This is a genomic window from Amycolatopsis sp. FDAARGOS 1241 (assembly GCF_016889705.1).
GTDB lineage: Bacteria > Actinomycetota > Actinomycetes > Mycobacteriales > Pseudonocardiaceae > Amycolatopsis.
Genome location: NZ_CP069526.1, coordinates 8,515,066 through 8,541,071, shown reverse-complemented (window position 1 = coordinate 8,541,071; position 26,006 = coordinate 8,515,066). Strand labels below are relative to the sequence as shown.

Below are 26,006 nucleotides of genomic sequence, written 5' to 3'. Positions count from 1 at the left end.
CGTGCGTTCACAAGTGGACTACCGTAGGGAACCGTCCCGCGAAAAGCCCGGCATTCAACCGGACGTCCGACGCGGGGTCAAGTGACTCGGCTGAATCGGGAACTGCCTACTTTCGAGGAGTGGACCGGCGTGGTGACACAGAGGGGGAGGCGCAGCGGTGCCGAACCGCCCGCCACACCACCTCGCCGAGCTGCGAAAGGCAGGCGCAGCGCGCCGGATGCCGACAACGCGCCCACTGCGGAGATGCCGGCCGTCGGGTCGGAGACCCTGGACACCGCAGTCCGCGCGAAGCAGATCCCCGAGGCGGCCGTCGCCCGCCTCGCCGTGTACCTGCGGGTGCTTTCGGGCCTCGCGGAGCAGGGCGCGACCACCGTCTCGAGCGAGGAGCTCTCCGCGTCCGCCGGCGTGAACTCGGCGAAGCTGCGCAAGGACCTGTCCTACCTCGGCTCGTACGGCACGCGCGGCGTCGGCTACGAGGTGCAGGTGCTGGTCAGCCAGATCGAACGCATCCTGGGCCTCACCCGCCAGCACCGCGTCGCCGTGGTCGGCATCGGTAACCTCGGTCACGCGCTCGCCAACTACGGCGGCTTCCCCGGCCGTGGTTTCCCCGTCGAGGCGCTGTTCGACCTCGACCCCGACCTCATCGGGGTTCCCGTAGGGGGTCTCCCCGTCTCGCACCTGGACGAAATCCCACGCGTCTGCTCCGAACGGCAGATTTCCATCGGGATCATCGCCACACCTCCTACCGCTGCGCAGTCCGTGTGCGACAGGCTGGTAGCGGGCGGCGTCCAGTGCATACTGAACTTCGCGCCGGTGGTGCTCCAGGTGCCGGCGCACATCGAGGTCCGGAAGGTCGACCTGGCGGTCGAGCTCCAGATCCTCTCGTTCCACGTGGCTCGCCGTGCCGATGACGCCCTGGCAGTTCAGGGGAATACCGGGTTACCCGACGCCGGCTTGCCGATCGACAATGGCAGTCGCAAAACAACCGGCTCGGGCAACGGGCACACGGACGGCGGTCTGGGAATGGTGGTGCGCGGATGAGCGTGTTGGCGGTCGGGCTCTCCCACCGAAGTGCGGAGCTGACCACGCTCGAGCGGGCCGCGGTGCCCGCCGAAGCGGTCACCAAGGTGCTGCACGACCTGCAGCAGGCCGAGCACGTGAGCGAGGCCATGCTGGTCTCCACGTGCAACCGCATCGAGGTCTACGCCGTGGTCGAGACGTTCCACGGCGGCGTCAACGACGTCTCCGAGGTCCTGGCCCGCCAGGCCGGCATGGAGCCCGCGGACCTCTACGACAACCTGTACGTGCACTACGCGGGCGCGGCCGTCGAGCACCTGTTCTCCGTCGCGTCGGGCCTCGACTCGATGGTCGTCGGGGAGACGCAGATCCTCGGCCAGGTCCGCTCGTCCTACGCCACGGCCCGGGAAGCCGGCACCGTCGGCCGCACGTTGCACGAGCTGATCCAGACGACGCTGCGCGTCGGCAAGCGCGTGCACTCCGAGACGGGTCTCGACCAGCTGGGCGCGTCCGTGGTGTCCGAGGCGCTCGCCGCCGCCGGTGATCTCGCGGGCAAGCACGCTCTGATCGTCGGCGCCGGTTCGATGGGCGCGCTCACCGCGGCGCAGCTGCGCAAGGCCGGCATCGGCGAGATCACCGTGGCCAACCGGACCGAGGCCAAGGCCACGCGCCTGGCCGAGAAGACCGCCGACGAGGGCGTGCCCGCGCGCGCCGTGCCGCTGTCGGAGCTGGCCGCCGCCGTGGCGCTGGCCGACGTGGTGGTGTCGTGCACCGGTGCGCAGGACGCGGTGTTCCTGCCCGGGCACGTGCCCGCTCGCGTGGGCCGGCCGCTCGTCGTGTGCGACCTCGGGCTGCCGAAGGACGTCGACCCGGGCGTGGCCGAGCTGGCCGGCGTGACCGTGGTCGACCTCGAGACGATCCAGCGCCGCATGCGCGACGCCGGCGCCCCGACCACCGAACGCCAGACGGCCAAAGCCACCGGCATCGTGCTCGACGAGGTGCGCGACTACCTCGCCGGCCAGCGCAGCGCCGAGGTGACCCCGACCGTGACGGCGCTGCGCCGCCGCGCGGCCGAGGTGGTCGACGGCGAGCTGCTGCGTCTGGACAACCGCCTCCCGGACCTCGATTCGCAGGTCCGTGAAGAAGTCGGCCGCACGGTCCGCCGTGTCGTCGACAAACTGCTTCACGCGCCCACCGTGCGCGTGAAGCAGCTGGCCGCCGAGACGGCCGAGACCGACTACGCCAACGCGCTGCGCGAGCTGTTCTGCCTCGACCCGCAGGCCCCCGCGGCCGTGGCGAGCCCCACTAACCCCATGGCGCGGCCGCCAGAAATCGAGAAGAAGTAGGCAGTGAACAGAGTGATCCGCATCGGGACGCGCGCCAGCAAGCTCGCCGTCGCGCAGACCGAGACCGTGGCCGAGAAGATCCGGGCCACCGGCGCCGAGGTCGAGATCGTCACCGTCACCACCCCCGGCGACACCTCCAGCGCGCCCATCCCGCAGATCGGCGTCGGCGTGTTCACGTCCGCGCTGCGGGAAGCCTTGCTGCGCAAGGAAATCGACGTCATCGTCCACTCCTACAAGGACCTGCCCACGGCGCCGGAGCCCGGCATCGTGCTGGCCGCCGTGCCGCCGCGCGAAGACCCGCGCGACGCGCTGATCGCCCGCGACGGGCTGACGTTGGGGGAGCTCCCGCCGGGCTCGAAGGTCGGCACGGGCGCGCCGAGGCGCACCACGCAGCTCAGGGCGCTGGGCCTCGGTTTGGAAATCGTGCCGATTCGAGGCAATATCGATACCCGCATGCGCAAGGTCACCGACGGCGAGCTCGATGCCGTGGTGCTCGCGCGTGCCGGTCTGGCCCGGATCGGCCTGGCGGGGGTGATCACCGAGACCCTCGACCCGATCCAGATGCTGCCCGCTCCCGCGCAAGGGGCGCTGGCGGTGGAGTGCCGGGCCGAAGACGTGGACTGCGAGCACCTGCTCGCGTCCACACTGGACGACGAGGGCACGCGGGCCGCGGTGACGGCCGAGCGTTCCCTGCTGGCCGCGCTCGAGGCGGGGTGCAGCGCGCCCGTGGGCGCGCTCGCCGAGATCGTCGAGGACCTCGACTCCGAGGGCGCGGTCGTGGAACGGATCTCGCTGCGCGGCACCGCGGCCGTCGAGGGCGAGAACGGCGCGGTCGACATGTTGCGGGCATCCGCACTCGCCGACTTCGCCGAAGCGGAGCAGCTCGGCCGGACGTTGGCCGCCGAGCTCCTCGACCTGGGGGCCGGTGCATTGCTGGGCCCTGCCCAGTGACGCCGGCGTCACCGACCCGAACGACCTGCACCACCCACCTGCGGCCGGCTGCCTCGTCGACGCATCCGGCCGCCTGACAGGAGAATCGCCAGAGATGACCCCCGCTCGCAAGACCGCTGGGCGTGTCGCCTTCGTGGGCTCGGGCCCCGGTGACGCCGGGCTGCTCACCGTCCGCGCCCAGGAGCTGCTCGCCAAGGCCGAGGTCGTGGTGACCGACCCCGACGTGCCGGCAGCCGTCCTCGCGTTCGCCGCGCCCGGCGCCGAGGTCCGGCCCGCCGTCGGTGAGCCCGCCGACGTGTCGAAGGACCTGACCACCGAGGCCAAGGCCGGGCGGCTCGTGCTGCGCCTGGTCGCCGGCGACCCGCTGACCAGCCCCGCCGTTGTCGCGGAGGTGCAGGCCGTGGCCCGCACGTCCGCCGTGTTCGAGGTGATCCCGGGTGTTTCCCCCGGCGCCGCGGTGCCGGCGTACGCGGGCGTCGCGCTCGGCGGCACCCACACCGAGGTCGACGTCCGCGGCGAGGTCGACTGGGCCGCGCTGGCGGCGCTGCCCGGACCGCTCGTGCTGCACGCCACCTCGGCGCACCTGGCCGAGGCCGCGAGCCAGCTGACGGAGAAGGGCACGCCGGCGACCACGCCGGTCGCCGTGACCGCCAACGGCACCATCAACACCCAGCGCACGCTCGACACCACGCTGGCCACGCTCGCCAACGACGCCGGTGAACTCGTCGGCCCGCTGATCGTGACCATCGGCCAGGCCGCCGGGCACCGCTCGAAGCTGTCGTGGTGGGAGTCGCGCGCGCTGTACGGCTGGAAGGTGCTGGTGCCGCGCACCAAGGAGCAGGCCGGCGAGATGGCCGACCGACTCCGCAGCCACGGCGCGACCTCGCACGAGGTGCCGACGATCTCCGTCGAGCCGCCCCGCAGCCCCGCACAGATGGAGCGCTCGGTGAAGGGCCTCGTCGACGGCCGCTACCAGTGGATCGTCTTCACCTCGACCAACGCGGTGCGCGCGGTGTGGGAGAAATTCGAGGAGTTCGGCCTGGACGCCCGCGCGTTCTCCGGCGTGAAGATCGCCTGCGTCGGCGAGTCGACGGCCGCCAAGGTGCGCTCGTTCGGCATCATCCCCGAGCTCGTGCCCGCCTCTGAGCAATCGTCCGAAGGGCTCCTGGCCGAGTTCCCGCCGTACGACGACGTGCTCGACCCGGTGGACCGCGTGCTGCTGCCGCGCGCCGACATCGCCACCGAAACCCTGTCGGCCGGCCTGCGCGACCGCGGCTGGGAGATCGACGACGTCACGGCCTACCGCACGGTGCGCGCCGCGCCGCCGCCCGCCGAAACCCGCGAGATGATCAAGACCGGCGGGTTCGACGCGGTCTGCTTCACCTCGTCCTCGACCGTGCGCAACCTCGTCGGCATCGCCGGCAAGCCGCACACGCGCACGCTGGTCGCGTGCATCGGCCCGAAGACCGCGGAAACCGCCGTGGAGTTCGGGCTGCGGGTGGACGTCCAGCCGGAGAAGGCCGACGTGCCGCACCTGGTGGACGCGCTGGCCGAACACGCGGCCCGGCTCCGCGCCGAGGGCGCGCTGCCGCCGCCGCGCAAGGCGAAGCGGGCGCGTCGCTCCTGACGGTGTTGGGGTGAAAGGGCTCCTCCCCGGATGTCGATTCGAGGGAGGAGCCCTTCTTCATTTCAGGACGCCGACGTGTGTGTATGGCGCGGATGAACGTATACGTCCCCGACGAGCTGGCTGAGCGGGTGAAGGGGCGGACCTCAACGTGAGCGCCCTGGTCCAGGCTGCGCTTGCCGACGCGTTGCAACGGCGGGCCATCGACAGCTGGCTCGGCAACCTTCCGGCGCCGCGCGGTGGGGTTTCGCACGCCGCGGTACTGGACGCGATCGATGCCGCCCGCTCCGAGCTGGGCGACTCGGCTGATGGCTGAATCAGCGGCCGAAGTCGCGGTACTGGCTGCTTCCGTCCTCGTTGATCTCCTCGCGGGCACCGACTATGCGGATGCGGCGAGGAAACGCTTGCGCGGCACCGTGCTGCACGCACCCGCGCAGCTGGATGCCGAAGTCCTTTCCGCGCTGGGCCGGCTGCAGCGCGCGGGTGAGTTGAGCGTCGCCGAGGTCGAGACCGGGCTGGGTGCGCTGACCGCGCTTCCGCTCACGCGGCATCCGGTTGCCGAGCTCGTGGCCGGAGCGTGGGCCCGGCGCGCTGACCTCCGGCTGTCCGATGCGCTGTACATCGAGCTGGCCGCGCGCTTGAAAACCACGGTGCTGACCACTGATCGCCGGCTCGTGCGGGCGAGCGCACTCGCCGAAGAAGTCGGCTGAGCGCCGGAGTACCGTGGAGGGCGTGTTCCCCGAGCATCGACCCCGCAGGCTCCGTACCACGCCGGCCATGCGCAGGCTGGTCGGTGAGACCACGCTGCGTCCGCGTCAGCTGATCCTCCCCATGTTCGTGGCGGAGGGCATCGACGCGCCACGGCCGATCCAGAGCATGCCGGGGGTCGTGCAGCACACGCGGGACACGCTGCGCAAAGCCGCGGTCGACGCGGTGAACGCGGGCGTGGGCGGGCTGATGCTGTTCGGCATCCCCGCGACGCGCGACGCCGAGGGGTCCGGTGCCGTCGACGAGAACGGGATCCTCAACGTCGCACTGCGCGACCTGCGGGCCGAACTCGGCGACGCGACCGTGCTGATGGCCGACACGTGCCTCGACGAGTTCACCGACCATGGCCACTGCGGTGTCCTCGACGCGGACGGCGCCGTGGACAACGACGCGACCCTGCGCGTCTACGCGGACATGGCGGTGGCGCAGGCGGAAGCGGGCGCGCACGTGCTCGGACCGAGCGGCATGATGGACGGCCAGGTCGGCGTCATCCGCCGCGCGCTCGACGAGGTGGGCCACAGCGACAAGGCGATCCTGGCGTACGCGGCCAAGTACGCGAGCGCGTTCTACGGCCCCTTCCGCGAAGCCGTCGACTCCCAGCTCAAGGGCGACCGCAAGTCGTACCAGCAGGATCCGGGCAACGCGCGCGAAGCCCTGCGCGAGATCGAGCTCGACCTCGGCGAAGGCGCCGACATGATCATGGTCAAGCCGGCTCTGTCCTATTTGGACGTCCTGAAGGCCGCCGCCGACATCTCCCCGGTGCCGGTCGCGGCGTACAACATCTCGGGCGAGTACGCGATGGTGGAAGCCGCCGCGGCGAACGGCTGGCTCGACCGCGAGCGGACGGTGCTCGAGGTGCTCACGTCGATCCGCCGTGCGGGCGCGGACCTGATCCTCACGTACTGGGCCACCGAAGCCGCCGCCTGGCTCGACTGAGGCCGGCGGTTCGGCTGACGTCGGTACTGCTCGATGGGGGAGCCTGGCTCGACCGCGAGTGGAGGGTGTGCGAGGTGCTCACGTCGATCCGCCGTGCGGGCGCGGACCTGATCCTGAAGTACTGGGCTACCGAAGCGCCGCCTGGGCTCGACTGAGGTCGGCGGCTCGGGTCGGCTGAGGTCGGCGGCTCGGCTGGTGTGACACTGCCCGGCGGGGGAGCCTTGGCTTGGCTGATGCGACATCGATCCACGGAGAAGCGTGAGCGGGTCTCGCCCCGGTTGTCCACAACTCGCCTGCCCAGTGCACAACCCTGCTGTGCGGCCGTTCTCGTCGGTGGTGGCCGGTAAAATGGAACCAGGGCGCTCCACGCCGTGGTGGGGTTTGTTCCAGGCGGGATGCAAGGGCGGGACGTCGGCTGCTGCGGCGTCTGCCGCCCGGCTGTCAGGGCGGCTGAGCTAGAGTCGCCAGGTGGCCGAGAAGGACGACAACAGCACGGAACCCGCGGGGCTGACCAGCGGCAAAACGCCGGATGTCGCGCCGCCGGCCGCTGATGCCGGAGAGCCGGAACCCGCGGGGCAGGGCGGCGAATCGGCCGAGGCAACCGAGGTCGAGAAGCCGCAGCCGGCATCGGATGAGGCCGCGAAGACTGCGGCTACCGCGAAGAGCGACGCTCCGGCCCGAGAGTCGAGTGCGGCAGCCGACGCCCCCGAGGCACAACGGCAGCCACAGCAGGAGCCGCAGGCGCCGGAACCCGAGCCGACGCAGGCACGACAGCAGCCGGAGCCCGGCAGCTTCCCCAAGGCGCCACCCATCTCCGGTTTCCCCAAAGCCGGCGTCGAGCCGGTCGCTGTGGACGCCGCCCCGGACCGCCCGAAACCGCCCGGGTCCATCCAGGCCGCGTTCATCCTCACCATCGGCGCGTCGGTCGTGCTGCTGCTGGGTCAGGTTGTCACGATCCTGTTCAAGCAACAGCTCGTCGACCAGGCCGTCAAGGCCGTCCCGGCGGGGCGGAAGGTCGACGTCGCGCAGATCCAGTCCAACGCGAACACCCTGGTGTGGGCGTTGTTCGTCGGGGCGCTCTGCTACGGGGCGATCATGGTGCTGTTCGCGTACAAGGCCCGGGAGGGCACGCGGTCGGCGCGCACGGTGGTGACGTTGCTGGCCGTCCTCGGGCTCGTGTTCCAGCTGGGCATCGTGCGCAGCGTGTTCTCGGTGATCTCCTCGCTGTTGCTGGTGATCCTGGTGGTGCTGCTGTACCTGCCGAGCACGCGGGACTTCTTCCCGAAGATCCCCAAGAAGCTCTGATGGACCGCGCGTTCTACTCCGAACCCGGCGTCGGCTGGGTCGCGCTCGTCTGGGGACCACTGTTCGCCGTCCTGGGGGCGCTGGCGGAGCTGGCGACGGGCGGGCCTGTGCACTGGGTCCCGTGGCTGATGGTCGCGTTCGCGTTGTGCGTGCTGACGATCCCGTGGGTGTACGCGCGGCGGCGCTTCCTCTCGCTGGCCGTCACGACCGACGGCCTGCGCCAAGGCCGTGAGCGCATCGAAGCGGACAAGATCGCGGACGTCACCGACGTCGGCACGCCCGTCGGCGCGCGGGTGCTCGGCGGGGGCTGGAGCGTGCCGAACAAGTACGACGAGTTGCCCGTGAAGCTCGCCGACGGCACGGTCGTCCTCGCGTGGGCCCGAGACGTCGAAGCCCTCAAAGCCGCCCTCGGCCGGCTCGTGGAAACCAACCGGAAGTGAGAGGCTGAACCCGTGATCGACCTTCCCCAGCCGACCGGTGCGGACCTGTGGCCCGAGGAACAGGCCAACGCGCGGCTCAACCAGCCGTGGCGGGCGCTCGTGGCGCTCGGCGAAGTGGTCGTGGCCGCGCTCGTGCTGTGGGCGGCGTTCGCGCTGTGGCACGCGGGGGTGGTCACGGTCACCACTACCGCCGCCGACGGCGCGCAGCTCACTTCACAGCGCTACTTCGGCGGGCACATCGCGGGTGCGCTCGGCCTCGGCGCGGTGACCGCGGTGCTCGTGGTGGACGCGGTTCGTCAGCTCCTGCTCGCGGTGCGTACGCGCCACCGTACGAAGAAGCGCTGACTTCGCAAGTCGGACGGCCACATTCACAGCTGGCCCACAGGGAACCAACAGCTGACTGCTAACCAGCCCCAGCAATCTTGCGGCCATGACGCGGCTGCGTACCCGGACATGGGTCATCAACGGGGTGCTGGTCGTACTGCTCGGCGGTACGGCTTTCGGGATCTACCAAGCTTTCACGCCGGGCGGCAACACGGCACAGGCGCAGACGCGCACCACGCCGGTGCGCCGCGCCGACGTGACCGAGACGGTCTCCGCGGCGGGCACCCTCACGAGCGGCTACACGGGCGCCGCGAACTTCACGACCTCGGGCAAGGTCACGAGCATCGACGTGAAGGTCGGCGACGTCGTCAGTGCCGGCCAGAAGCTCGCGACGGTCGACTCCACCCAGGCGGAGAAACAACTCCAGGTCGCCAAGGACAACCTCGCCGTGGCCGAGGACAACCTCGCCAACGGTGAGGACGCCTCGACCACGGCCACCCAGGGACCGGGCCAGGGGCAGGGCCAGACGGCGCAGCAACAGCAGGAGTCCACGACCTCCCTGCAAGCCAAAGTGGATCAGGCGCAGCTCGACGTCGACACCGCGCAGGCCGCCGTCGACGCGACGGTGCTCACCGCACCCGGCGCCGGCACCGTGACCGCGATCAACGGCGCCGTCGGCCAGCAGGCCGGCAGCGGCGGATCCGGCAGCTCCGGCAGCAGCGCGGCAAGCTCCGGCGGCAGCGGCGGTAACGGCGGCAGCGGTCAGGGCGCGTCGAGCGGCTCCGGCAGCAGCTCGTCGTCCTCCAGCGGCTTCATCCAGATCACGGACATGTCGAACCTGGTCGTCGACACGTCCGTCGCCGAGATCGACGTGAGCAAGGTGAAGGCGGGGCAGAAGGCCACCGTCACGCTCAACGCGTCGCCCGACAGCCCCATCCAGGCCACCGTGTCGAAGGTCGACCTGACGCCGACCAGCAGTGGCAACGTCGTCTCCTACGGCGCTCAGCTCGCCCTCACCACCCCGCCGACCGGGTTGCGGCCCGGGCAGTCGGCGAGCGTGGTGATCACCGTCGCCGAGGCCGACAACGTGCTGAGCGTGCCCGCGGCCGCGGTGACCACGACGGGCACCACCAACGTCGTCACCGTGCAGCAGAACGGCCAGAACGTGCCGCGGCAGGTGGAGATCGGGGTGCGTGGAGAGTCCACTGTGGAGATCAAGTCCGGTCTCAACGAGGGCGACAGCGTGGTCCTCGCGGCCGCCTCGCCGACGGCGACCACGGGCGGCGGCAACGGTCAGCGCACCGGCGGGTTCGGGGGCTTCGGCGGCACCGGTGGCAACGGCGGCGGCTTCGGTGGTGCCCGCGGCGGCCAAGCTGGCGGCTTCGGCGGCGGCGGGGGACGCGGATGAAGCCCGTGATCGCGGTCTCCGGACTGCGCAAGACCTACGGCGCCGGTGAGACGGCCGTGCACGCGCTGCGCGGGGTCGACCTGGTCGTGCGCCCAGGGGAGTACGTGGCCATCATGGGCGCGTCCGGCTCCGGAAAATCGACCCTGCTGAACATGCTGGGCTGCCTTGACGTGCCGAGCTCGGGCAAATACCTGCTCGACGGGTTCAGCGTCGCCGACCTCAACGAGCGCCAGCTCGCGTTGCTGCGCAACCGCAAGATCGGCTTCATCTTCCAGTCGTTCAACCTCGTGCCGCGTACGAGCGCTCTGTCCAATGTGGAGCTTCCGCTCGTCTACAGCGGACTGCGCCGGTCCGCGCGCCGCAAACGGGCGCTGGCCGCGCTGGCGATGGTGGGCCTCACCGAGCGCGCGAAGCACCTGCCGAGCGAGCTTTCGGGCGGGCAGCAGCAGCGCGTCGCCGTGGCGCGGGCCCTGGTGACCGGTCCCGCGCTGCTGCTCGCCGACGAGCCGACCGGCAACCTCGACCGTGCCAGCACGGACGACGTGCTCGGCGTGTTCGACCGGCTCAACGCGCAGGGCCGCACGATCGTCGTGATCACGCACGAGGACGAGGTCGCCGAGCACGCGCACCGCGTGGTGCGGGTCAGCGATGGGCGCATCGTGTCCGACGAGCTCAACCGCAGCGTCGGAGTGGTCGCGTGAACCCGTTCGAGGTGCTGCGCTTCGCCGTGCGCGGCCTGACCGCGAACAAACTGCGCTCGACGCTCACCACGCTCGGCATCACGATCGGTGTCGCTTCGGTGATCCTGCTGGTGGCGGTCGGCAATGGGGCGTCCGCGGCGATCGCGGCGAGCATCCAGGGCCTGGGCACCGACGTCGTCAACGTGTCGCCGGCCCGCGGCGGCGGGCAGGGCAGCGAGGCGCGGCCGCTGACGGTGCAGGACGCGCACGCGCTCGTCGACCCGGTGGGCGCGCCCGACGCGAAGGCCGCGTCGCCGGTGGTGAACACCACCGCGACGGCCACCTACGGGCAGACGTCGTACGACATCTCGAGCGTCGCGGGCACCGAGCCGGCGTACTTCACCACCACTAACCGCCAGATCGCCGACGGCGCGCTCTTCACCGCCGAGGACGTGATACAGGCGCGCAAGGTTGTGGTGCTGGGGCCGACGACGGCGCAGTCGCTGTTCGGCACCGCCGAACCGGTGGGCAAGAACGTGCTGCTCAACAGCCTCCAGTTCACCGTGATCGGCGTGCTGCAGGCCAAGGGCAGCACCGGGTTGCAGAACGCGGACGACGTCGCCATCGCGCCGATCAGCGCGGTGCAGAACTCGCTGGCCGGCTACGGCAACCTCAGCCAGATCGCCGTGCAGGCCACCTCCGCCGACTCCGTGTCGCTCGCGCAGGCCGAGATCACCGCGATCCTCAACGCGCGCCACGGCATCCGGCTCGGCGGCACACCCGATTACCAGATCCAAAACTCCGAGCAGCTGCTGGCCACGCGGACGTCGGCGACGCAGACGTTCACCGTCCTGCTGGGCGCGGTCGCGGCGATTTCCCTGCTGGTGGGCGGAATCGGCGTCACGAACATCATGCTCGTGACGGTGACCGAGCGGATCCGCGAGATCGGCATCCGCAAGGCGATCGGTGCGCCACGCTCGGCGATCCTCGGGCAGTTCCTGGCGGAGGCCACAATCCTGAGCCTCTTCGGCGGGTTGCTCGGCGTGGTGATCGGGATCGTCGGCAGCCAGTTCAGCTTCGCGGGCATCACCCCGGTGGTGGTGCCGTCGTCGATCGTGCTCGCCTTCGCGGTGTCGGCGCTGATCGGTCTCTTCTTCGGCAGTTTCCCGGCGAACCGCGCATCGCGGCTGCGCCCCATCGACGCCCTCCGGCACGAGTAGGAGCTCGCAGATGTCTTCGTCCACCCAGTCGCGGGGTGCCGCGCCGACCCCCGACAACGCCGGCGAGCCGACGACGGAGTTCCTGCCGGTGACGGCCGAGCTCTCGCCGGAGGAGATCGTCGCGACCCCCGCCGTCGAGGGCGACTTGAACCAGGAGATGAAGCGCGTCGCCAAGCCGTTCGGCAAGGCGACACTGAGCCTGGCCGGCGTGCTTGTGATCGCGCTGTCCTTCGCCGGCGGCGCCTGGACGCACGCGGCGTTCGGCTCGGGCTCCGGCTCGGGCGGCGGCGCGGCGGCTCGCACGGGCGGCCAGCCCGGCGGCGCCCGCGGTGGCTTCGGCGGGTTCGGCGGTCAGCAGGGCTCCGGCCGGCAGGGCGCGGGCCAGGGTTCCGGCCAGCAGGGCGGTTTCGCCGGCGCCCGCGGCGGCGGCCGCGGCACCGTCGGCACGGTCGAGAAGGTCGACGGCTCCATCGTCACGCTGAAGACCGCGCAGGGCACCGAGGTCACGGTGTCCACTTCGGACTCCACCACCGTCGGCCTCACCCAGCCCGGCAAGCTCTCCGACCTCAAACCTGGCGCGACGGTGACCGTGCAGGGCCGCCCGGGTTCGGACGGCAACGTGGCCGCGCAGGCGATCGTGGAGCAGCCCTCGCGTTAGGCCTCCGCAGCGGTGCGGGCGGGGTCGCGAGGTTGGGGCGGGTGTGCAAGGCAGGCGTTGGCTCGACGTTCGCGACGTTGCCGAGAATGTGATCGCACAGCACTCAGGTTGGCTCAGGGCGAACGTCAACCGGATCGAGCTGGGCGGCTATGTCAACCGTGTGGCAACTGCACCGTTGGCCACGAAGGGGCCGAAGGGAAAACCGGTTGTCGCCACCGCAGCGGGGCCGATCATGGTGCACGACGCAACCGGGCAACCACGGAGAGGAAAAGGGGCCGGACGGCAACGTTGCTTCTCATCTCCTGCTGGATCTGCTCCACAAGCGGGTGGCCGCAGTGGTCGTGATCAGCGATGACAGCGACCTGGCGTTCCCCGTTCAGCAAGCTCGTCAGCTGGTGCCGGCCGGGGTGATCAACCCGACGCGCGATTACGTCGCGTTGGCGCTGTGGGCCCCAGGTGAGGAGTGTGCTGCTCCGGTGTGATGAACAGACACACCGCCCGACCCCTCGTGGGTCGGGTTTTTTTATTGTGACCAGGTCGATCGCCGCGTGAGGGTCGTTGTCATCGTCGAGCAGCCCTCACGTTAGGCCTCCGCCGCGGTGAGGGCGGGTTCGAGCGGCGCCAGTGCCGAGCGCAGCAGGTCCGGCAGGGAGCCGGACACCACGACGAAGCCCGTGTTGCCCTTCGGCTGAGCCCATTGCTCCAGGGCGATCCGGACGGCGGCCGCGACGCCGGCGGCGAGGACGCGGGCCGTCGTGGGGTCCGTGACGCGGGGGGCCAGCGCGGCTGCCAGCGGGGGTTCCAGGGCGGTCGCGGTGCGGGTGTAGGCGGTCCGCAGCGCGGGGGTCGTCGTGATGAACAGCAGGGTGTCGCGGGCGGGGGCGGTGTACTCGGTGACCACGGCGTCGAGCACGGCTTCGGCGAGGGGGGCCGACGTCGCGCGGACGGCCGCGGCGACGCGTTCTTCGCGCTGCGCGGTGACCGCGAAGACGATCGCGTCCTCGCGGCTCGGGAAGTAGTTGTTGTACGTCCGCGGCGAGACGCCCGCCGCTTCCGCGATGTCGTCGACACGCACGTTGTCCGGACCGCGCTCCACGGCCAGGCGCAGCGCGGCCTCGCTCAGCGCAGCGCGGGTCGCTTGCTTCTTCCGTTCACGCAGACCGCTCACGGCACCATCCTGGCAAAGAAACTGCGTGTACGCAAACTTGCGTGTACGCAAGTTTCGCCGCTAACCTCCCCGCCATGAGAGCAAAAGGCATGGCTTACGACACCGGGTTCACCACCACCAGTGGCACGTCCTGGGACGACTTCGATCCTGCCGTCGTCGAACGAGAGCTCGCGATCATCCGCGACGACCTGCACTGCACCGCCGTCCAGCTCACCGGCGGCGATCCCGAACGGCTGGAGCTCGCCGCGCGGGCGGCGGCCGAGCTGGGGCTGGAGGTGTGGTTCTCGCCTTATCCCCTCGAGCAAAGCCCCGACGAGCTGCGCAAGCTGTTCCTCGACTGCGCCGAGCGCGCCGAGCGGATCCGCCGCGCCGGGGCGGAAGTCGTGTTCGTCGCGGGTGTCGAGCTGTCGGTGATGAACCCGGGCTTCGCCGACGGCGACACGCTGGAACAGCGCCTCGGCCGGCTCCTTGGCGACCCGGCCGAACGACCCGCCCGGCTCGCCACGGTCAGTAACAGGCTCAACGACTTCTTCCGCGACACCGTGCCGGCGCTGCGGGAGTTCTTCGGCGGCAAGCTCACCTACGCCGCCATCCAGTTCGAACGCGTCGACTGGGACCCGTTCGACTTCGTGACCCTGGAGCTCATCCGCTCGGCCGCCGTCGCCGACCGGTTCCGCGAAGGAGTGCGCACCATCGTCGAAACCCACGGCAAACCGGTCGCGATCACCGGGTTCGGCACCGCCACCTGGCGCGGCTCGGGTGACGTCGCGCCACGCAGCATGGAGATCGTCGAGAACGACGAACACGGCCGGCCGCTCCGGCTCACGGGTGTGTACGAGCGCGACGAACCCGGTCAGGCCCAGTACCTCAGGGAGCTGTTGGAGATCTTCGCCGACGAGGGTGTCGACAGCGCGTTCGTGTTCCTCTTCGCGCTGCACACGCACCCGCATCGCCCCGATGGAGACCCGCGCGACGACCTCGACCTGGCGGGCGGCGGCATCGTCAAAGTGCTGGAAGGCAAGAACGGCACGGCCTACCCGGATCTGCCGTGGGAGCCGAAGGTCGCGTTCACCGCGGTCGCCGAGTTCTACGGCGCTAGCGGAGGCCTTCGTTGAGCGCGACGATCGCGACGTTCAGCGCGGTCGCGTAGGCGATCCAGAAGAAGTAAGGCAGCAGCAGCACCGCGGCCAGGCGGGAGCGGCGGTAGAACAGGCCGATCGTCATCAGCACCGTGAAGTCGAGCAGCACGATGGCCACCACCGCCAGCCGCGTGGAGCCGCCGGCGAAGAACAGCGCGGTCCACAGCAGGTTGAACAGCAGGCTGACGCCGTACATCGCGAAGCCCTGCGTCTCGCCGTCGGTGCGCCAGTAGACCCAGCCCGCGAACGCGAGCAGCACGTACAGCAGTGTCCACACGGGACCGAACAGCGACGCGGGCGGCGCCCAGCCCGGCAGCACCAGCCGGGAATACGTCTCCGGCGCGGCCGTCGTCGCCAGCGAACCCACCACGGCGACGACCGCGACGAGCACGAAGAACACCACGAGCACCGCCCAGGGATTGCGCCTGTGCGTGGGGCTCGTCACGTTCCCTCCCGTCTCGCGCCGGTGACCCGCTGCGCCATCCTAGGAGGCCCGCCGCCCGCGCGCCCGCCGTCGCCGTGGCGGGGGTCGGCGGCCGACCAGGAGGATTTGCGAGACTGGAGGCGTGAGCACTGGCACCGAGCAGTCCAAGGTTTGGTTCGAACGCGCGAAGGCGGCCGTCCCGGGCGGGGTGAACTCGCCGGTGCGGGCGTTCAACTCGGTCGGCGGCACCCCGCGCTTCATGGTCCGCGGCGAGGGTCCCCACTTGTGGGATGCCGACGGCAACCGCTACGTCGACCTCGTCTCGTCCTGGGGCCCGATGATCCTCGGGCACGCGCACCCGCAGGTGGTCGAAGCCGCGCGCACGGCCGCCTCGAGCGGGCTCTCGTTCGGCACTCCGACGATCGGCGAGGTCGAGCTCGCCGAGGAGATCATCGGCCGCGTCGAGCCCGTCGAACAGGTGCGGCTCGTGAACTCCGGCACCGAGGCGACGATGAGCGCCATCCGGCTCGCCCGCGGGTTCACCGGCCGTGCGAAGATCATCAAGTTCGCCGGGTGTTACCACGGTCACGTCGACGCGCTGCTGGCGCAGGCCGGCTCCGGTGTCGCGACGCTCGGGCTGCCGACCTCACCCGGTGTCACCGGCGCGCAGGCCGCCGACACGCTGGTGCTGCCCTACAACGACCTCGACGCCGTGCGGAAGTCCTTTGTGGAGAACGAGGGCCAGATCGCCGCGGTGATCACCGAGGCGGCCGCGGGCAACATGGGCGCGATCGCCCCCGGCGAGGGGTTCAATTCCGGGCTGCGCGACCTCGCGCACGAGCACGGTGCGCTGCTGATCATGGACGAGGTCATGACGGGCTTTCGCGTCTCGCGCGCGGGTTGGTACGGCCTTGAAGGCGTCGCCGGCGACCTCTACACGTTCGGCAAGGTCATGTCCGGCGGGCTCCCGGCCGCGGCGTTCGGCGGGCGCGCCGACGTGATGGCCCGGCTCGCACCGGGCGGGCCGGTCTACCAGGCTGGGACGTTGTCCGGGAACCCAGTCGCCGTCGCCGCAGGCCTCACGTCGCTGCGGCTGGCCGACGACACCGTGTACGCGGCGCTCGACGCCAACGCGAAGCGGCTCGGCGACCTGTTCGACTCCGCGCTGACCGAAGCGGGCGTCGCGCACAACGTGCAGTACGCGGGCAATCTCCTGAGCGTGTTCTTCGGCTCCGGCGCCGTCCGCGACTACGACGGTGCGCAGGCCACCGAGACCTGGCGCTTCCCGGCGTTCTTCCACGCGCTGCTCGACGCCGGCGTGTACGGCCCGCCGAGCCCGTACGAAGCGTGGTTCGTGAACGCCGCGATGGACGACGAAGCGTTCGGCGTGATCGAAGCCGCGCTCCCGGCCGCGGCGCGCGCGGCCGCCGAGGCGGTCCGGCCGTGACCACCGTCGTCCACCTCCTGCGCCACGGCGAAGTCCACAACCCGGACAAGATCCTCTACGGCCGGCTGCCGAACTTCCGGCTGTCGGAGCGCGGGCAGCGCCAGGCGCTCACCGTGGCGGAAGCCGTAGCGGGCCACGACCTCGCGTACGTGGTCGCGTCACCCTTGCAGCGCGCCCAGGAGACGGCGGCGCCGATCGCCGCGGCGCACCGGCTCGACATCGCGACCGACGACGGCCTGATCGAAGCCGGCAACGTGTTCGAAGGCCAGCGCGTGGCCGTCGGCGACGGCGCGCTGCGCCAGCCGAAAGCGTGGCCGTACCTGCTGAACCCGTTCCGGCCGTCGTGGGGCGAGCCGTACGTGGAGATCGCGCACCGGATGCTCGGCGCGGTCCACCGGGCGCGCGAGAAGGCCGACGGGCGCGAGGCGCTGTGCGTTTCGCACCAGCTGCCGATCTGGACGCTGCGCCGGTTCCTCGAGGCCAAGCGCCTGTGGCACGACCCCCGGCACCGGCAGTGCTCGCTCGCGTCGCTCACCAGCCTGGTCTACGACGGCGAGGCGCTCGTGGAGATCGTCTACAGCGAACCCGCGGGCACGACGGACCCGAAGGTGACGGGCGCATGAAACGAGTTCTCGGTGCGGTGCTGACGGCCGCGTTGCTGGTGGCCGGCTGCTCGACGGGCAAGGACGCGGTCGTCGAAGGCGGCACGTTCAGCTTCGTCTCGCCGGGCGGCAAACTCGACATCACGTACCCGGAGGCGCAGCGCCAGAACGCGCCCGTCCTGGCGGGCGACGACCTCATGCACGAGGGCAAGCAACTGTCCATCGCCGACTTCCCCGGCAAGGTCGTGGTCGTCAACCTGTGGGGCCAGTGGTGTGGTCCGTGCCGCGCCGAAGCGCCGGAACTCGAGACGGCGAGCAAGCAGATGGCCCCCGTCGGCGGCCAGGTCGTGGGCCTCGACGTCCGCGACCCCGCGCGCGAAGTCGCCCAGGACTTCATCCGCGACCGCGGCATCACCTACCCGTCCATCTGGGACCCGACGGGCCGCGTGCTCCTGCAGCTGCAGGGTTACCCCCGCAACCTCATCCCGTCGACCATCGTGCTCGACAAGAAGCACCGCGTCGCTGCGGTCTTCCTGCGGCAGGTGCTGGCGTCCGACCTGATGCCGACGGTGCAGCGGCTGGTGACGGAGAAGTAGGGGTTCAGCTGAGGCGGGGGGTTTCGTCGGTCGCCTCGCCGGCCGCGTGCTCTCGCCGTCGAGATCCGGACTCTCCGACGCCACGGTCAGCAGCGCGGAGGCGGTCGGCGTGGTGGGCGCTCCTCCCCGGAAGACGGCGCTCAAGATCGGCCCGGCGCTGAGGGATCACCCGGGCGGGGCGGGCCGATCGGCGACAACCGCCCGGAAAGCCCAGGCGGGACGAAGGTCCCGCACGGGTGTGGCGTAGGTCCTGTGAGCTGCCCCCGCCCGTCTCACGCGAAGCTCACTGCCTACTCTCAAGTGCGTGAACTCCGTGTCCGAGCTGGCGATCTCCGGACCGCTGCTGCTCGCCGCGGGCGTGGCGCTGCTGGCCGGCGCGATCTCGTTCGCGTCGCCGTGCGTGGTGCCGCTCGTGCCCGGGTACCTGGCGTACCTCGCGGCGCTGGTGGGCGCCGACGCGCCCGCGGTGAGCATCGAGGAGGAACGCAAGAAGGGCCGCTACGCCGTGCTCGGCGCCGCGGGCCTGTTCGTGCTCGGGTTCACCGTGGTGTTCGTCGCGACGCTCGGCACGCTCGTGTGGCTCGCCGACACCCTCCTGATCAACCAGGACCTCCTGCAGCGCATCGGCGGAGTGCTCACGATCGCGATGGCGCTCGTGTTCCTCGGCTGGATTCCCGGCCTGCAGCGCGAGTTCCGCTCGCACCACGTGCCCGGCGGCGGCATCTGGGGCGCGCCGCTGCTCGGCGCCGTGTTCGGGCTCGGCTGGACGCCCTGCATCGGGCCGACGCTCTCGGCCGTCACGAGCCTCGCGAGCGCCACCGGCGGCGCCGCCGCGCGCGGCTACCTGCTGGTGCTCATCTACTGCGTGGGCCTCGGCCTGCCGTTCCTGCTGATCGCGCTCGGCGCCCGCTGGGCCGTGCGCGCCACCGACTGGCTCCGCCGCAACGGCCGCCGCGTGCAGCTGATCGGCGGCGGGCTGCTCATGGTCGTCGGCATCCTGCTCGTCACCGGACTCTGGGGAGACGTCATGGGCTGGCTCCGCAACTCCGTCGCCTCGAACCTGGTGCTGCCACTGTGACGACTGTGCCCCCCATCGAAGCGCCCCCCGCCAACCCCCAGCGCCCGTACAAGCCGTCAGCGGGAAAACAGGTGCTCGCGTTCCTGCGCAACACCTGGCGCGGCCTTACGTCGATGCGCACCGCGCTGATCCTGCTGTTCCTGCTGGCGCTCGCCGCGCTGCCCGGCGCCCTGCTGCCCCAGAACCGCCTCAACGCCGCGAAGGTCGACGAGTACATCTCGAGCCACGGCTGGTGGGGCACTCTGCTCGACAAGCTGCAGTTCTACGACGTCTACTCCAGCGTCTGGTTCTCCGCGATCTACCTGCTGCTGATGATCTCGCTGGTCGGCTGCCTCACGCCGCGCAGCTGGGACTACGTCAAGCAGATGCGCGCGCGCCCGGTGCTGACGCCGCGCAACCTCGCCCGCATGCCGCACCACCGCATCGCCCGCACCTCGCGCACCGCCGAGGCCGTGCGCGAGGACGTGCTCAAGCAGCTGTCCGGCTGGCGCAAGGTCGAGCGCGAAGAGGAGGACGGCGGCTTCAGCGTCTCCGCCGAACGCGGCTACCTGCGCGAGACCGGCAACCTGCTCTTCCACTTCGGCATGCTCGGCCTGATCATCTTCTTCGCCCTCGGCAAGCTCTACAGCTACGAGGGCCAGGTCATCGTGCAGGCCGACGGCAGCCAGTTCTGCAACTCCGGCATCTACAACTACGACTCGTTCGAAGCCGGCCTGCGCATCGACGGCACCGACCTCGACCCGTTCTGCGTGAAGGTCAACGACTTCACCGCCCACTACACGGACACGAACGAGGCCGACTACTACCACTCCAACATCCAGTACCAGTCCGGCCCGGATCTGCAGACCGGCACCTGGCGGCCGTACAACCTGCAGGTCAACGACCCGCTGCGCACCGCGGGCGACCGCGTCTACTTGCTCGGCAACGGCTACTCACCCCAGTTCACCGTGACCTTCCCCAACGGCGAGAAGCGCACGCAGAACACGCAGTGGCGGCCGACCGACACGGGCACGATGCTCTCGCAGGGCGCCACCAAGTTCGACACGCCGGGCATCACCGACGAGATCCAGCGCCGCACGAAGCAGCTCGCGATCACCGGCATCCTCGCGCCGACGTCGTTCGTCCACGCCGGCGTGCTCACCTCCACCGCGCCGCAGCTGAAGAACCCGATGGTCGCCGTCGACGTGCTGCGCGGCGACCTCGGCCTCGACGCGGGCCGCGGGCAGTCGGTGTTCGACGTGGACCAGGACCGCGTCGCCGACGGCCGCCTCAAGCGCGTCGCGCGGCAGAACCTGGCCGTGGGCCAGGAGCTCACGCTCGACGACGGCACCAAGGTGCGCTTCGACGGCGTGAACGAGTGGGTGAACCTCCAGATCTCGCACGACCCGACGCAGGGGTACGTGCTCGGCTTCGCGATCGTGATGTTCGCGGGTCTCGGGGCGTCGTTGCTGGTCAAGCGGCGTCGACTGTGGGTGCGGGTGAGCCGCGGTGACGACGGACACGCGGGTACCGTGATCGAGGTCGCCGGCCTCGCGCGCACCGACCAAGCAGGGTACGGCGAAGAGTTCCAGCGGATCGGCGAACGGCTGGTCACGGGCCGGAAAGGCAGCTGAGGCATGCAGATCAACGAGACGTTGTCGCAGTACAGCGACTGGTTCTACACCACCACGGTGGCGATCTACGTCCTCGCGCTCCTGCTCACGCTGTTCGAGCAGGCCTTCGGCGCCAAGGGCCGCCTGGCCCACGAGCGCAGCGCGCAGAAGACCCTCGTCGGCGCCGGGGCGCCGGTGATCGAGGACGTCGACAAGCCGGCGGAGCCCGAGGCCCCGCGGGAGGTCGGGCGGCCCGAGCGCATCGGGCGCATGGGCGCGGCGCTGCTGGTGCTGGGCGCTGCGCTGCAGCTCACCGCGATCGTGCTGCGTGGTCTCGCCGTGCACCGCGCGCCGTGGGGCAACATGTACGAGTACGGCATGGCGGTCACCTTCATCACGGTGGTCGCGTGGCTGGTCGTCATCAAGAAGTTCCCGGTGCGCCACCTCACGGGTTTCGTGTTGCTGCCCGTCGTGATCCTGATGTTCATCAACGGCACGCTGCTGTACACGGTGGCCGCGCCGGTCGTGCCCGCGCTGCAGTCCTACTGGCTCTACATCCACGTGTCGGCCGCGATCATCGGTTCGGGCGTGTTCCTGGTGCCCGGTGTGGCCAGCGTGCTGTACCTGTTCCGCACCGCCTACGACCGCAACCCGGCCAAGTTCCCCGGCTTCGGCCCGAAGCTGCCGGCCGCCGACGTGCTCGACCGCATCGCCTACCGCGCCACGATCATCGCGTTCCCGATCTTCACCTTCGGCGTGCTGTGCGGCGCCGTGTGGGCCGAGGCCGCGTGGGGCCGCTTCTGGGGCTGGGACCCGAAGGAGACCGTCGCCTTCATCGCGTGGGTCGTGTACGCCTCCTACCTGCACTCCCGCGCCACCGCCGGCTGGCGCGGCACGCGCGCGGCCGTGATCAACATCGTCGGGTTCGCGGTGACGATCTTCAACCTGTTCTTCGTCAACCTGGTGACCGCCGGGCTGCACTCCTACGCCGGGGTCAGCTGATCGGGGGGCCACGCGGTCGGTAACGCTCCCCCCGACTACCGTCGATACCGGAGAGATCCAGCAGCGGCGTACCCGGGAGGTTGGCAGCGGTGACCGGACCCAGTGAAGAAGCGGCCCGGGCTACGGCCGGAGAGGCTCAGGCGCAGGCCGAACAGGCGCAGGAACCGGCAGCCGAGCTGTTCTCCGACGAACGCACGGACTCGGCGCCGCACCCGCCTTCGGGGCCCTACGACGCACAGCCGACGCAGGTCGTCGCGTCTCCGAACCCGAACTCCGGGCCGCACGCCGTGCCGCAACAGCAGGCCCAGGTGCCGCCGGGGTACGCGCAGCAGCAGTACGACCAGAACCTGCCCCCGTTGCAACCCCACCAGCCGCAGCAACCCCAGCAGCAGTACCCGCCCACGGGGTACCCGCCCTCGCAGCAGCAGCCGTCGGGCCTGCCGCAGCCGGGCGGGCGCCCCGCGTCGGCCGTGCCCGACGACCTGGCCACCGCACACCTGGTGAAGCAGGCGAAGCGCACGCCGCAGTCGGGCTGGCGCAAGGCGCTGTACCTCGGCACGGGCAAGCTCGTGAACCCCGGTGAGAGCCCGGCCGACACGCGCCGGCGGGAGCTGATCGCGCGCGTCAACCAGCCGCTGCGCGGGTGCTACAAGATCGCGATGCTGTCGCTCAAGGGCGGCGTGGGCAAGACCACCGCCACGACCACGCTGGGCTCGACCTTCGCGTCGCTGCGCGGCGACCGCGTGGTGGCCGTCGACGCGAACCCCGACCGCGGCACGCTGTCGCAGAAGATCGCCATCGAAACCACGGCGACCGTGCGCCACTTGTTGCGCGACGCCGAGAAGATCACCCGGTACAGCGACGTGCGCTCGTACACGTCGCAGGGGTCGAGCCGCCTGGAGATCCTCGCCAGCGAACAGGACCCGGCCGTGTCGGAGGCGTTCTCGGAGATCGACTACCGCCGCACGGTGAACCTGCTGGAGCACTTCTACAACATCGTGCTCACCGACTGCGGCACCGGTTTGATGCACTCGGCGATGAAGGGCGTGCTCGACCTGGCCGACTCACTCGTCGTCGTGTCGTCCGGTTCGGTCGACGGCGCGCGGTCCGCGTCGGCCACGCTCGACTGGCTCGAAGCCCACGGCTACGGCGAACTGGTGAAGCGCTCGGTGGTCGTCATCAACTCGGTGCGCCCGAAGGGCAGCTCGGTCGACCTGGACAAGCTCGCAGCCCACTTCGGCGCCAAGGTCCGCGCCGTCTGCCGCATCCCGTTCGACGCACACCTGGAGGAGGGCGCGGAAATCGAGCTGGAGCGTCTGGGCGGGGACACGCGCCTCGCGCTGCTGGAGCTGGCGGCCACGGTCGCGGACGGTTTCGGCGCGCAGCAGTACCGCTGACGCGCGGACGGCGCCCCGGCTTCGCGGAGCTGGGGCGCCGAGTCGTGTCCGGGCTTCGGCACCGGAGCCGTCAGGAGTCGCCGTCGTCGGACGTGGGGCGTTTGCGCTGCTCTTCGGAGAGCTTGCGCAGGAAGTCGGGGTCGTCGTCCGGGCCGCGGGTGGATCGGCGGTCCGGCACGCCGATGCGCTGCCCCGCCGCGAAGACCCGCCACAACAGAACGGCGATGGTGATCGCGCCCACCGCTGCGAGCAGAGGAATCATGCCCGGTCCTTCCGTCGTGCAAGGCCTTGCCGGTTCCCCAGGTTAGCCCCAAAACCGCGAACCGGCCCGAACCCCGGGTACGACGAAGGGTCGTGACCGGTAAGAGGTGCGGGAAGTCACCCCTTACCACTCACGACCCTTGCGTGGTGGTGGTTCAGGCCTTGCGGGCCGGTTCGCTCGCGTCGGTGGTGAGCTCGGCGAGGAGCTCGTTCACCTCGGACTCGCGGAACCGGCGGTGCCCGCCCGGGGTCCGGATCGAGCCGATCCGGCCGGCCGTGGCCCACCGGGTGACCGTCTTCGGGTCCACCCGGAACAAGGCGGCCACCTCACCCGGGGTGAGCAGCCTTCCGCCCATCGTCGCGGTCATTTTCCGCCTCCTTAACGAACTACTTGCTATACCGGAGGCATCGGGCCTTTCGCCCGTCGCGCCGGGGTAGCCAACGCGGCAATCGTGGCACTTCACCCGTCGGGTACTCGAACGGTTGTCCAAGAGTAAAGAGCCCTTAAAGTGCAAAAGGGACATAACCTCTGCGGCTCTCCGTGGCGTGAAGTCTCCGTTCGGATCGCGCTGACCTGCGCGTTTTCCTCTGCGGAGGCGCTCACTCAGGTAAAGGCACGCCAAAGGGGCATCGCGGGCCATCAGGACCATCCGCGACGTTGTGACGCAGTAGACACTCCGGGCATTACCTTGCCTGCGGGCCCGGGGAGCCGCGCAGCATAATGAGCCGGTGGATCAGCTGGACCGGAAGATCATCGCCGCGCTGCGGGTCAACGGCCGGGCCACCTACGCCGACCTGGGCCGGTCCGTGGGGCTTTCGGCTTCGTCGGTGCACGAGCGCGTCGGCAAGCTCGAAGCGGCCGGGGTGATCACCGGCTACCACGCGATGGTGGACCCGAGCACCGTCGGACTGGGTGTCACCGCGCTCGTGGGCATCCACCCGACCGACACCGCGACCGACGACGACGTCGCGTCCGCGCTCGGCGAGCTGGCCGAGGTGGAGAGTTGCTACGCCGTGGCCGGTGACGAAGCGTTCGTGGTGAAGGTGCGCGTGTCGACGGTCGACGAGCTGGAGCACACGCTCGGGCGCCTGCGCCGCATCCCGGGCGTCGGGCGCACCAACACGACCGTGGTGCTCTCGACGCGCTTCGAGGGCCGTCCGAACAACACGGGCCTGGGCGAAGAGGACGGGAACAAGGCGTAGCCTGCTTCGATGTGAGCGAAACGCCGAAGAACCTGTACCGCGACCTGACGGTCTACCTAGTGGCGCGCTTCGCGCTGGTGGCCGTGGTCGCGTGGGTGCTGACGCTGGTCGGGGTGCCCTTGCTGGTCGCCCTCCTGATCGGGCTCGTCGTGGGTCTGCCGCTCGGGCTGCTGCTCTTCCGCTCGCTCAACACGCGCGTGACGGCGGGCCTGGCCAAGCGCAACGAAGCCCGCGCGCGCGCCCGGGCGGCCCTGCGCGCCGAGCTCCGCGGCGACGGCTCCACCGGCGACGACGCCGCATGAGCCGGCTCCACAACCGCGCCTGGGTGCGCGAGGCCGTCCGCATCATCGAGGCCGACGCGAACCGCAGCGCCGACACGCACTTGCACGTCTTCCCGCTGCCGCAGGAGTGGGGCGTCGACCTGTACCTGAAGGACGAGTCCGTGCACCCCACGGGCTCGCTCAAGCACCGGCTGGCCCGGTCGCTGCTGCTCTACGGCCTGGTCAACGGCCAGATCGGCCCGGACACCACGCTCATCGAGGCCTCCAGCGGCTCCACGGCCGTCTCCGAGGCGTACTTCGCGCGGATGCTGGGCCTGAAGTTCGTGACGGTGGTGCCGCGCCGCACGAGCAAGGAGAAGATCGCCCTCATCGAGTTCTACGGCGGCGAATGCCACTACGTGGACCGGGCGCCGGACATGTACCCGGAAGCGGAGCGGCTGGCGTCGGAGTGCGGTGGGCACTACCTCGACCAGTTCACCTACGCGGAGCGGGCGACGGACTGGCGGGGGAACAACAACATCGCCGAATCCGTGTTCGCGCAGATGCGGGCGGAGCGGCATCCGGTGCCGTCGTGGATCGTCGTGGGCGCCGGCACCGGTGGGACGAGCGCGACCTTCGGCCGGTACGTGCGGTACAAGCGGCACACCACGAAGATCGCGGTCGTGGATCCGGAGAACTCGTCCTTCTACGGGGCGTGGGAGACCGGGGAGCTGGACTACTCGACCGGGATGCCGTCGCGCATCGAGGGCATCGGGCGACCGCGGGTGGAGCCGTCGTTCGTGCCCGGGGTGATCGACGAGATGTTCCAGGTGCCGGATGCCGCGTCGCTGGCGGCTATCCGGTTGCTGCGTGATCACACGGGGCACTGGGCCGGGGGGTCCACGGGGACGAACCTGTACGGGGCGTTCGCGTTGATCTCGCGGATGGTGGCTGAGGGGCAGGCTGGGTCTGTCGTGACGTTGTTGTGTGACGGCGGTGACCGGTACGCGCACACGTATTACGACGATGAGTGGTTGGCGGAGCAGGGGATCGACATCGCGCCTTATCGGGCGAGGTTTGATGAGTTCCTGATCAGTGGGCGGTTCGAGGGCTGAGGGATTTCTCGGTTCTTGGTGCCCTCCGGTTGGTCTGTGGGTTGA

The 26,006-nt window shown here is 70.5% G+C and carries 30 protein-coding genes; 26 read left to right on the top strand and 4 right to left on the bottom strand.

Features of this window, described 5'->3' with window-relative positions:
- The first annotated feature begins 129 nt into the window (after positions 1-129).
- The 15 genes from I6J71_RS41390 to I6J71_RS41315 all read left to right on the top strand — a co-directional run bounded on the left by I6J71_RS41390 (position 130) and on the right by I6J71_RS41315 (position 13,159).
- Entirely contained in the window at positions 130-1,041 is a 912-nt protein-coding gene (locus I6J71_RS41390; protein WP_204091828.1) for a redox-sensing transcriptional repressor Rex, read from the top strand.
- Complete coding sequence (locus tag I6J71_RS41385) at positions 1,038-2,363, top strand: glutamyl-tRNA reductase (RefSeq protein WP_204091827.1); 1,326 nt, start codon at positions 1,038-1,040, stop codon at positions 2,361-2,363. The genes I6J71_RS41390 and I6J71_RS41385 overlap by 4 nt, the downstream gene beginning before the upstream one ends.
- A 3-nt stretch (positions 2,364-2,366) precedes the next feature.
- Entirely contained in the window at positions 2,367-3,314 is a 948-nt protein-coding gene (hemC, locus tag I6J71_RS41380; RefSeq protein ID WP_204091826.1) for a hydroxymethylbilane synthase, read from the top strand.
- 94 nt (positions 3,315-3,408) lie between these two features.
- Positions 3,409-4,941: a bifunctional uroporphyrinogen-III C-methyltransferase/uroporphyrinogen-III synthase gene (locus I6J71_RS41375; RefSeq protein WP_204091825.1), complete on the top strand. Its 1,533-nt coding sequence runs from the start codon at positions 3,409-3,411 to the stop codon at positions 4,939-4,941.
- Between the two features lie 148 nt (positions 4,942-5,089).
- Positions 5,090-5,254, top strand: coding sequence for a hypothetical protein (locus I6J71_RS41370; RefSeq protein ID WP_239154200.1), 165 nt, complete (start codon positions 5,090-5,092; stop codon positions 5,252-5,254).
- Positions 5,247-5,648, top strand: coding sequence for a type II toxin-antitoxin system VapC family toxin (locus tag I6J71_RS41365; RefSeq protein WP_204091824.1), 402 nt, complete (start codon positions 5,247-5,249; stop codon positions 5,646-5,648). Before I6J71_RS41370 ends, I6J71_RS41365 begins: the two co-directional genes overlap by 8 nt.
- Positions 5,649-5,670: 22 nt before the next feature.
- The gene (gene hemB / locus I6J71_RS41360) at positions 5,671-6,642 is read left to right on the top strand and encodes a porphobilinogen synthase (RefSeq protein WP_204091823.1); all 972 of its coding nucleotides are present in this window, start codon (positions 5,671-5,673) and stop codon (positions 6,640-6,642) included.
- 468 nt (positions 6,643-7,110) lie between these two features.
- Positions 7,111-7,947 (top strand): NADH-quinone oxidoreductase subunit J, encoded by an 837-nt coding sequence (locus I6J71_RS41350; protein ID WP_204091822.1) that lies wholly within the window; start codon positions 7,111-7,113, stop codon positions 7,945-7,947.
- Positions 7,947-8,387, top strand: coding sequence for a hypothetical protein (locus I6J71_RS41345; protein ID WP_204091821.1), 441 nt, complete (start codon positions 7,947-7,949; stop codon positions 8,385-8,387). Before I6J71_RS41350 ends, I6J71_RS41345 begins: the two co-directional genes overlap by 1 nt.
- A 12-nt stretch (positions 8,388-8,399) precedes the next feature.
- Positions 8,400-8,732: a hypothetical protein gene (locus tag I6J71_RS41340; protein ID WP_204091820.1), complete on the top strand. Its 333-nt coding sequence runs from the start codon at positions 8,400-8,402 to the stop codon at positions 8,730-8,732.
- An 85-nt stretch (positions 8,733-8,817) separates the two neighbouring features.
- Positions 8,818-10,119 carry an efflux RND transporter periplasmic adaptor subunit gene (locus I6J71_RS41335; protein WP_204091819.1) on the top strand — a complete coding sequence of 434 codons (1,302 nt, stop codon included), beginning with the start codon at positions 8,818-8,820 and terminating at the stop codon, positions 10,117-10,119.
- Entirely contained in the window at positions 10,116-10,820 is a 705-nt protein-coding gene (locus I6J71_RS41330; protein ID WP_204091818.1) for an ABC transporter ATP-binding protein, read from the top strand. The genes I6J71_RS41335 and I6J71_RS41330 overlap by 4 nt, the downstream gene beginning before the upstream one ends.
- On the top strand, positions 10,817-12,019 hold the full coding sequence (locus I6J71_RS41325; RefSeq protein WP_204091817.1) for an ABC transporter permease: 1,203 nt from the start codon (positions 10,817-10,819) through the stop codon (positions 12,017-12,019). The genes I6J71_RS41330 and I6J71_RS41325 overlap by 4 nt, the downstream gene beginning before the upstream one ends.
- Positions 12,020-12,029: 10 nt before the next feature.
- On the top strand, positions 12,030-12,677 hold the full coding sequence (locus I6J71_RS41320) for a hypothetical protein (protein ID WP_239154199.1): 648 nt from the start codon (positions 12,030-12,032) through the stop codon (positions 12,675-12,677).
- Between the two features lie 206 nt (positions 12,678-12,883).
- Positions 12,884-13,159 (top strand): hypothetical protein, encoded by a 276-nt coding sequence (locus tag I6J71_RS41315; RefSeq protein WP_204091816.1) that lies wholly within the window; start codon positions 12,884-12,886, stop codon positions 13,157-13,159.
- A 101-nt stretch (positions 13,160-13,260) separates the two neighbouring features.
- Here the strand turns inward: I6J71_RS41315 and I6J71_RS41310 are convergent, their stop codons facing one another.
- Complete coding sequence (locus I6J71_RS41310) at positions 13,261-13,845, bottom strand: TetR/AcrR family transcriptional regulator (RefSeq protein WP_204091815.1); 585 nt, start codon at positions 13,843-13,845, stop codon at positions 13,261-13,263.
- A gap of 74 nt (positions 13,846-13,919) precedes the next feature.
- On the opposite strand from I6J71_RS41310, the gene I6J71_RS41305 reads away from it, so the two are divergent.
- Positions 13,920-14,960: a hypothetical protein gene (locus I6J71_RS41305; RefSeq protein WP_204091814.1), complete on the top strand. Its 1,041-nt coding sequence runs from the start codon at positions 13,920-13,922 to the stop codon at positions 14,958-14,960.
- On the opposite strand, the gene I6J71_RS41300 is transcribed toward I6J71_RS41305, so the two are convergent.
- On the bottom strand, positions 14,941-15,429 hold the full coding sequence (locus tag I6J71_RS41300) for a TspO/MBR family protein (protein ID WP_204091813.1): 489 nt from the start codon (positions 15,427-15,429) through the stop codon (positions 14,941-14,943). The genes I6J71_RS41305 and I6J71_RS41300 overlap by 20 nt on opposite strands.
- Before the next feature lie 121 nt (positions 15,430-15,550).
- On the opposite strand from I6J71_RS41300, the gene hemL reads away from it, so the two are divergent.
- The 7 genes from hemL to I6J71_RS41265 all read left to right on the top strand — a co-directional run bounded on the left by hemL (position 15,551) and on the right by I6J71_RS41265 (position 23,122).
- Positions 15,551-16,855: a glutamate-1-semialdehyde 2,1-aminomutase gene (hemL, locus tag I6J71_RS41295; protein WP_204091812.1), complete on the top strand. Its 1,305-nt coding sequence runs from the start codon at positions 15,551-15,553 to the stop codon at positions 16,853-16,855.
- Positions 16,852-17,478, top strand: coding sequence for a histidine phosphatase family protein (locus tag I6J71_RS41290; RefSeq protein WP_204091811.1), 627 nt, complete (start codon positions 16,852-16,854; stop codon positions 17,476-17,478). Before hemL ends, I6J71_RS41290 begins: the two co-directional genes overlap by 4 nt.
- On the top strand, positions 17,475-18,053 hold the full coding sequence (locus I6J71_RS41285) for a TlpA disulfide reductase family protein (protein ID WP_204091810.1): 579 nt from the start codon (positions 17,475-17,477) through the stop codon (positions 18,051-18,053). The genes I6J71_RS41290 and I6J71_RS41285 overlap by 4 nt, the downstream gene beginning before the upstream one ends.
- A gap of 304 nt (positions 18,054-18,357) precedes the next feature.
- Positions 18,358-19,131, top strand: a complete 774-nt coding sequence (locus I6J71_RS41280) for a cytochrome c biogenesis CcdA family protein (RefSeq protein WP_204091809.1) — start codon at positions 18,358-18,360, stop codon at positions 19,129-19,131.
- A 5-nt stretch (positions 19,132-19,136) separates the two neighbouring features.
- The gene (locus I6J71_RS41275) at positions 19,137-20,744 is read left to right on the top strand and encodes a cytochrome c biogenesis protein ResB (RefSeq protein WP_204091808.1); all 1,608 of its coding nucleotides are present in this window, start codon (positions 19,137-19,139) and stop codon (positions 20,742-20,744) included.
- A 3-nt stretch (positions 20,745-20,747) separates the two neighbouring features.
- Positions 20,748-21,725 (top strand): c-type cytochrome biogenesis protein CcsB, encoded by a 978-nt coding sequence (gene ccsB, locus I6J71_RS41270; protein ID WP_204091807.1) that lies wholly within the window; start codon positions 20,748-20,750, stop codon positions 21,723-21,725.
- A gap of 89 nt (positions 21,726-21,814) precedes the next feature.
- Positions 21,815-23,122, top strand: coding sequence for a MinD/ParA family protein (locus I6J71_RS41265; protein WP_204091806.1), 1,308 nt, complete (start codon positions 21,815-21,817; stop codon positions 23,120-23,122).
- 70 nt (positions 23,123-23,192) lie between these two features.
- Here the strand turns inward: I6J71_RS41265 and I6J71_RS41260 are convergent, their stop codons facing one another.
- Positions 23,193-23,384: a hypothetical protein gene (locus I6J71_RS41260; RefSeq protein ID WP_204091805.1), complete on the bottom strand. Its 192-nt coding sequence runs from the start codon at positions 23,382-23,384 to the stop codon at positions 23,193-23,195.
- A gap of 154 nt (positions 23,385-23,538) precedes the next feature.
- The gene (locus I6J71_RS41255) at positions 23,539-23,751 is read right to left on the bottom strand and encodes a BldC family transcriptional regulator (protein ID WP_072474890.1); all 213 of its coding nucleotides are present in this window, start codon (positions 23,749-23,751) and stop codon (positions 23,539-23,541) included.
- 361 nt (positions 23,752-24,112) lie between these two features.
- Here I6J71_RS41255 and I6J71_RS41250 point away from each other — a divergent pair, with 361 nt between their 5' ends.
- Genes I6J71_RS41250 through I6J71_RS41240 form a run of 3 tightly spaced genes read left to right on the top strand, consistent with a single transcriptional unit; the run spans position 24,113 to position 25,961 of the window.
- On the top strand, positions 24,113-24,586 hold the full coding sequence (locus I6J71_RS41250) for an Lrp/AsnC family transcriptional regulator (protein WP_204091804.1): 474 nt from the start codon (positions 24,113-24,115) through the stop codon (positions 24,584-24,586).
- Positions 24,587-24,597: 11 nt separating this feature from the next.
- A complete protein-coding gene (locus I6J71_RS41245) occupies positions 24,598-24,888 on the top strand; it encodes a DUF4229 domain-containing protein (RefSeq protein WP_204091803.1) in 291 nt (96 codons plus the stop codon).
- Complete coding sequence (locus I6J71_RS41240; RefSeq protein WP_204091802.1) at positions 24,885-25,961, top strand: PLP-dependent cysteine synthase family protein; 1,077 nt, start codon at positions 24,885-24,887, stop codon at positions 25,959-25,961. The genes I6J71_RS41245 and I6J71_RS41240 overlap by 4 nt, the downstream gene beginning before the upstream one ends.
- Positions 25,962-26,006 lie beyond the last annotated feature (45 nt).

Excerpts from the sequence above, each read along its gene's own strand:
- I6J71_RS41385 (WP_204091827.1), top strand. The coding sequence starts at position 1,038 with ATGAGCGTGTTGGCGGTCGGGCTCTCCCACCGAAGTGCGGAGCTGACC.
- I6J71_RS41375 (WP_204091825.1), top strand. The coding sequence starts at position 3,409 with ATGACCCCCGCTCGCAAGACCGCTGGGCGTGTCGCCTTCGTGGGCTCG.
- I6J71_RS41365 (WP_204091824.1), top strand. The coding sequence starts at position 5,247 with ATGGCTGAATCAGCGGCCGAAGTCGCGGTACTGGCTGCTTCCGTCCTC.
- I6J71_RS41345 (WP_204091821.1), top strand. The coding sequence starts at position 7,947 with ATGGACCGCGCGTTCTACTCCGAACCCGGCGTCGGCTGGGTCGCGCTC.
- I6J71_RS41335 (WP_204091819.1), top strand. The coding sequence starts at position 8,818 with ATGACGCGGCTGCGTACCCGGACATGGGTCATCAACGGGGTGCTGGTC.
- I6J71_RS41330 (WP_204091818.1), top strand. The coding sequence starts at position 10,116 with ATGAAGCCCGTGATCGCGGTCTCCGGACTGCGCAAGACCTACGGCGCC.
- I6J71_RS41320 (WP_239154199.1), top strand. The coding sequence starts at position 12,030 with ATGTCTTCGTCCACCCAGTCGCGGGGTGCCGCGCCGACCCCCGACAAC.
- I6J71_RS41305 (WP_204091814.1), top strand. The coding sequence starts at position 13,920 with ATGAGAGCAAAAGGCATGGCTTACGACACCGGGTTCACCACCACCAGT.
- I6J71_RS41285 (WP_204091810.1), top strand. The coding sequence starts at position 17,475 with ATGAAACGAGTTCTCGGTGCGGTGCTGACGGCCGCGTTGCTGGTGGCC.
- ccsB (WP_204091807.1), top strand. The coding sequence starts at position 20,748 with ATGCAGATCAACGAGACGTTGTCGCAGTACAGCGACTGGTTCTACACC.
- I6J71_RS41260 (WP_204091805.1), bottom strand. The coding sequence starts at position 23,384 with ATGATTCCTCTGCTCGCAGCGGTGGGCGCGATCACCATCGCCGTTCTG.
- I6J71_RS41255 (WP_072474890.1), bottom strand. The coding sequence starts at position 23,751 with ATGACCGCGACGATGGGCGGAAGGCTGCTCACCCCGGGTGAGGTGGCC.
- I6J71_RS41240 (WP_204091802.1), top strand. The coding sequence starts at position 24,885 with ATGAGCCGGCTCCACAACCGCGCCTGGGTGCGCGAGGCCGTCCGCATC.